The 4398-nt window shown below is 49.2% G+C and carries 5 protein-coding genes; 3 read left to right on the top strand and 2 right to left on the bottom strand.

Going from position 1 to position 4398, the window contains the following annotated elements; genetic code table 11:
• The 3 genes from PHI12_13700 to PHI12_13690 form a co-directional block, all read left to right on the top strand.
• Nucleotides 1-780: DNA polymerase III subunit beta (locus PHI12_13700; protein MDD5511847.1), on the top strand; the 780-nt coding region annotated here is incomplete at its 5' end.
• A gap of 167 nt (nt 781-947) precedes the next feature.
• Entirely contained in the window at nt 948-1244 is a 297-nt protein-coding gene (locus tag PHI12_13695) for a hypothetical protein (protein MDD5511846.1), read from the top strand.
• A 48-nt stretch (nt 1245-1292) separates the two neighbouring features.
• Complete coding sequence (locus tag PHI12_13690) at nt 1293-1778, top strand: hypothetical protein (protein MDD5511845.1); 486 nt, start codon at nt 1293-1295, stop codon at nt 1776-1778.
• Between the two features lie 80 nt (nt 1779-1858).
• Here PHI12_13690 and PHI12_13685 read toward each other — a convergent pair whose 3' ends face one another.
• Both PHI12_13685 and PHI12_13680 read right to left on the bottom strand, forming a co-directional pair.
• Entirely contained in the window at nt 1859-2854 is a 996-nt protein-coding gene (locus tag PHI12_13685) for a hypothetical protein (protein ID MDD5511844.1), read from the bottom strand.
• 307 nt (nt 2855-3161) lie between these two features.
• Nucleotides 3162-4398, bottom strand: a 1237-nt coding sequence (locus PHI12_13680; GenBank protein ID MDD5511843.1) for a diguanylate cyclase, incomplete at its 5' end; no start/stop codon positions are given.

The raw sequence follows: 4398 nt of genomic DNA, 5'->3' as shown, positions 1-4398 counted from the left end.
AAGCTCACGCTGGTAAGCGCCGACGGCTTTAGACTGGCGGTAGTAAGCCTTGACTATGACGGAGAGGGCGAAGTCCTGATAAGCCGTGAAGAGCTAGCAGGAATAGCCAATGCCTTACGGAGCGCCAATAGAGCGAGGGTTAGCTTTGGGGGTGAGGACATCAAGACGCTCACCATTGACACCGAGCTAATCCGCTATCAATGGGTTAGCGACGACGGCAAGTTCCCCGACTGGGAGAAGCTAATCCCGACCGAGGCTAAGACCACCGCTCACTTCGACACTGTTGAGGCAGGTAAGGCAATCGGCACACTGAGAGCACTGGCCGACAGCAAGTCTTACCCGATAGACATTACCCTTGATAACGGCGTTATGGTGCTGGCTAATCCCGATGATAAGGGGCAAGCCACAATGCCAGCCGATGTTGAGGGCGAGGCTAACAGGGTGAGGCTAGACGGCGGTTACCTTGCCGAAGCGTTAAAAGCCTGTGGCGGTATGCCAGAGTTAAAGCTCACCGATGGCAAGTCGCCAGTCCTCTTTACCACTAATGGCTATAAGCTGGTGGTAATGCCGATGCTTACCAGTGAGCACACACCGAAAGCCGAAGGCAAGCCAGAAGCCGAAGCCGAGAGCGAAGGGGTAGCCGATGAGGTAACAGAAGCCGAGCCAGAGGTTACCGAGCCAGAGGTAGAGGTAGAGGTAGCCGAGCCTCTAGCTGAAGCTGAGACAAAGCCGAAAGCGAAGCGAAAGGGCAAGGTAAGAGAGCCAGTCGCTGTAGCCTGAAATTGAACGCTTGAACTCAAAAAGACACGCACAAAGAGGGTGTTGTGAAGCACCCTTTTTGTGCTCTTTTTTTGTAACAAGGGGGTATTACTCCCCCAGTGCGTGGGAGTGATACTCCCTCTGTCTATGCGTGGTAAGGGGCAAATCTAAAGAGAGGAGGGTTATTTGTGCCCATTAAGTGGAGCGCGCTACTGGTAAGCGAGGCGATGGACATGGTGGAGGAGTTTGTAAACCAGGCCGCCGAACCGCTTGCGCAGGCCAGGATTGTGGCTAACGAAGCCCGGAACATACCTAACCTGCCCCAGTATCTCGACCAGCGTCTGGTGCACCTTGTTTGCGACATCGATCGGATAGACTACATCAAGTCGGCAATCAAGGCTGTCCGTAGCGATTTACCCGACGGAGCCGTAGAAGCGGAGAGGCGAACCGCCAGCTACGGCCGGCAGCCGGTACTGGTCGGTTAGCAGAACAGAATATATAGGTTAAAAACGACCAAATGAAGGAGGGTTATTGTGCCAAAAACAGGAGATTCTATGGTAAGTGATATCGTAGGGATATTCACCGACCCGATTCTGGTATTCCCTGGAGGGTGGGGAGAGACCTTACCCGACTGGATTAAGGGAGCCATCACGATGGACAGGCTGGAGATGGGTATCAGGGCCTCTAAGGGGGAAGATGAAACCGGTACCGATGCCGAGGCCTGCGCCTATCTCTACACCGCCGGGCTGAGTTTCCCGATGGACCACGACTGGAGCCGGATCTATCTTTACGTCTCTACCAAAACCTATACCAGGCATAAAGGTGGCCAGATGCCGGAGGATATCCGGGTAGAGAGCCTTGATGACTACCAGATGGCTGAGCTTAAGAGACTAAAGGACTGGATATACCGTCAGCGGGTCAAGGTGAGACAGGAACGGGCGAGAGCGGATAGACGAATAGAACGGGATGAAGCTGAGGAACAAAGGAAATCCGAACAGCCGGAGCTGTTTGAGTTTTAAGGGAATCTGGTTAACAGGCAAAGGGGGGCCAGGAAATATACTCCTGGGCCCCCTTTATTTTGGTCACTATGGGAATCTGTCTATTCTATATTCGACGCCGAGTAGAATCTTATTCTCTCATCCCCCTCTAATTTCACATTGGCAGCAATTACCTGGTCTCTCTCGATATCAGATAAGTCCTCCATGGTCTTTAATGTGATCTGCTCCCCGATCAGGTGTGCTGTAGCGTTAATGTATCCCGGGACATCTTCTGAAGATTCAATCTCAACTAACATCTCCCAGGGAAAATCTCCGGAAGTATTTATGATATCAATAACCTTGGCTGTTACGACGCTGTCGTTTGGCGCAGCCGGTACTGGCGCTGGTGGAGGTGGTGAGGAATCGATTTGCTTTTGTTGGATCATATCCCACTCTTCATCCATTATAGCCGATACAACCTGATACCTCTCTATAGCAATAGAGGCCTGGTGGTGTGTGATCACCTGAGCCAGTATTTCACCGGTTCTATCACCGTATCCGGGATGACGGCAGTCAAACTCAAAAATGAACTGCCGGGCAAACTCGATCTCGGGATAAAGGGTCTCTATTAATTCCAGGCTTTCTTCGATGCCGTCAAAACTAAAGGTTGGGCTGGCGATAAGAAATTCCCTGGCTATTTCCATGCTTCTTTCTTCACTAAATCTACCGAATGGGATTATTTCAGAGACATTTCCGGATGGCGTAACAGTCCCTTTCCAATACCAGCCGTTTCCCTGGCTCTCTACCACCACGGTATATATTATGTTCTCAGGTGCTACTACGGGATAGGTAACAGTAACCGTCCAATCATCCTTTGTGAATTGCCAGGCGGTAATACCCAGTAGATCCGGGGTAATATCCTCCGTGCTCCAGTCACCCCCGGGGGAAGGAGCCTCATTCCCTCCGGCAGAATGAATATATGACAACGAAGCATCCCTGGCCCCAGCTGCGTCCTTAACTGCGATTGTAGGTTCAGCCGGTTGTTGACTGATACATCCTGCCAACAATATTGCAGTTGTCAGCAGAGTAACCGCAATGACTGTAATTCTTTTACCCATAACTGAACCCCCTTCTCTCACATATGTTCCAAATATAATAAACGTATTAGTGGGCAATAGGATATCCCAGGGTAAGCTCCATGAGCTAATCTAAAGCGTTTGGATAAATGCAAAAGCCTTTAGCAACTCTGAATATTTGGCGGATGTTAAGAGTGAGACTTCCCGTCATATACGATGTGTGACAGGTTGACTATTAATGCCCTATCTTAGATAAGTAGGGCAGATGACACTCAGAATCTTTTCTATCCGTAAACCATATGCTAAGCCGGATGTTACTAATTAGTATTGTTTCATTTTGGTACAAGCCCTAGTGCGCTTTTATGGAGAATTCGTATCTATTTCTGCCTCGCTCCTTAGCACGATACATAGCCATATCAGCATTCTTGATTAACCCATCGACATCTTGACCATCATGCGGATATGTCGCAATTCCAATACTGGCTGTGCATATCACTTCTTGGCCATCTATCACAAATGGCTGACGAAAAGCCTCCGTAATTTTTTCTGCGATTGTGCTCACATATTCTACCTTGGTCAAGCTTAGTAAAAGGATCACAAACTCGTCGCCCCCCATTCGAGCAGCGGTATCAGTTTTACGCAGGATATCTGTTATTCGTGTGCCGACATGCTTAAGGAGACAATCCCCTACTTCGTGTCCAAATCTATCATTGATATCCTTAAATCTATCCAAATCCAGCACCAGTACGGCAAGCATTTCCCGGTTCCGTTCGGCCTGAGCTATTGCCATATTAATACGGTCATATAGCAGTGTGCGGTTGGGCAGGCCAGTAATCGTGTCATAGTAGGCTAGTTGACGGATGGTTTCCTCTGCCAGCTTCCGTTTCGTGATATCTCGCGTGACACCAAGAATTCCTACAGCCTTCCCGCCCTGGTCCCGTAGGAAACTCATTTTAATCTCAACCCAGATGGAGGAGCCGTCTTTACGATACTCCTCAAGTTCCAACACACGCGACCGGTTCAGGTCTTTATGGGGATTAGCCTCTATCAACAGCTCTTCCTCCAAAACGCTCATTGCGATTATATAGGATGTCGGCGTCAACATCTTTTCCAATGTCTCCGCCATGGCTTCTTCAACCGTATGACCTCTCATCCTCGTAACAGAAGGGCTGAAGTAGGTAAACTTCAAATCCATGGTTGCTGTCCAGATAACATCGGAAACGTTGTCGGCCAAGAGGTGATACCAATGCTCACTCCGTTCCATAATCTGTCGTGTCTCCTGCTGTTCGACAGCTTTTCCCAACCGCTCGGCAACGACATCCAGCAATAGCCTCTCTTCTGTTCGGAATGGTCCTTCATCAAGCTTTGGGCATTTTTCTAAATACGATACCTTGATAACACCAACCTTTATCCCGTGCATCTTTATATCTGAGGAAAGATTCCATCTAGTGTCCTGGTCATTATCTGTTCTGAAAACCTTTCCCTTGAGGATAATCTCACCGCAGGCAATGCCAGAATACTTCCAGGCTTTGGGGATCAGGTTAATGACCTCCCAGCATATTTGATCAAACGTGACGCCGGATTTT

This window comes from Dehalococcoidales bacterium (assembly GCA_028716225.1).
In the GTDB taxonomy this organism is placed as follows: domain Bacteria; phylum Chloroflexota; class Dehalococcoidia; order Dehalococcoidales; family UBA5760; genus UBA5760.
Note: the sequence above shows the minus strand (reverse complement) of the source record. Positions and strands in the feature narration are given on the sequence as shown.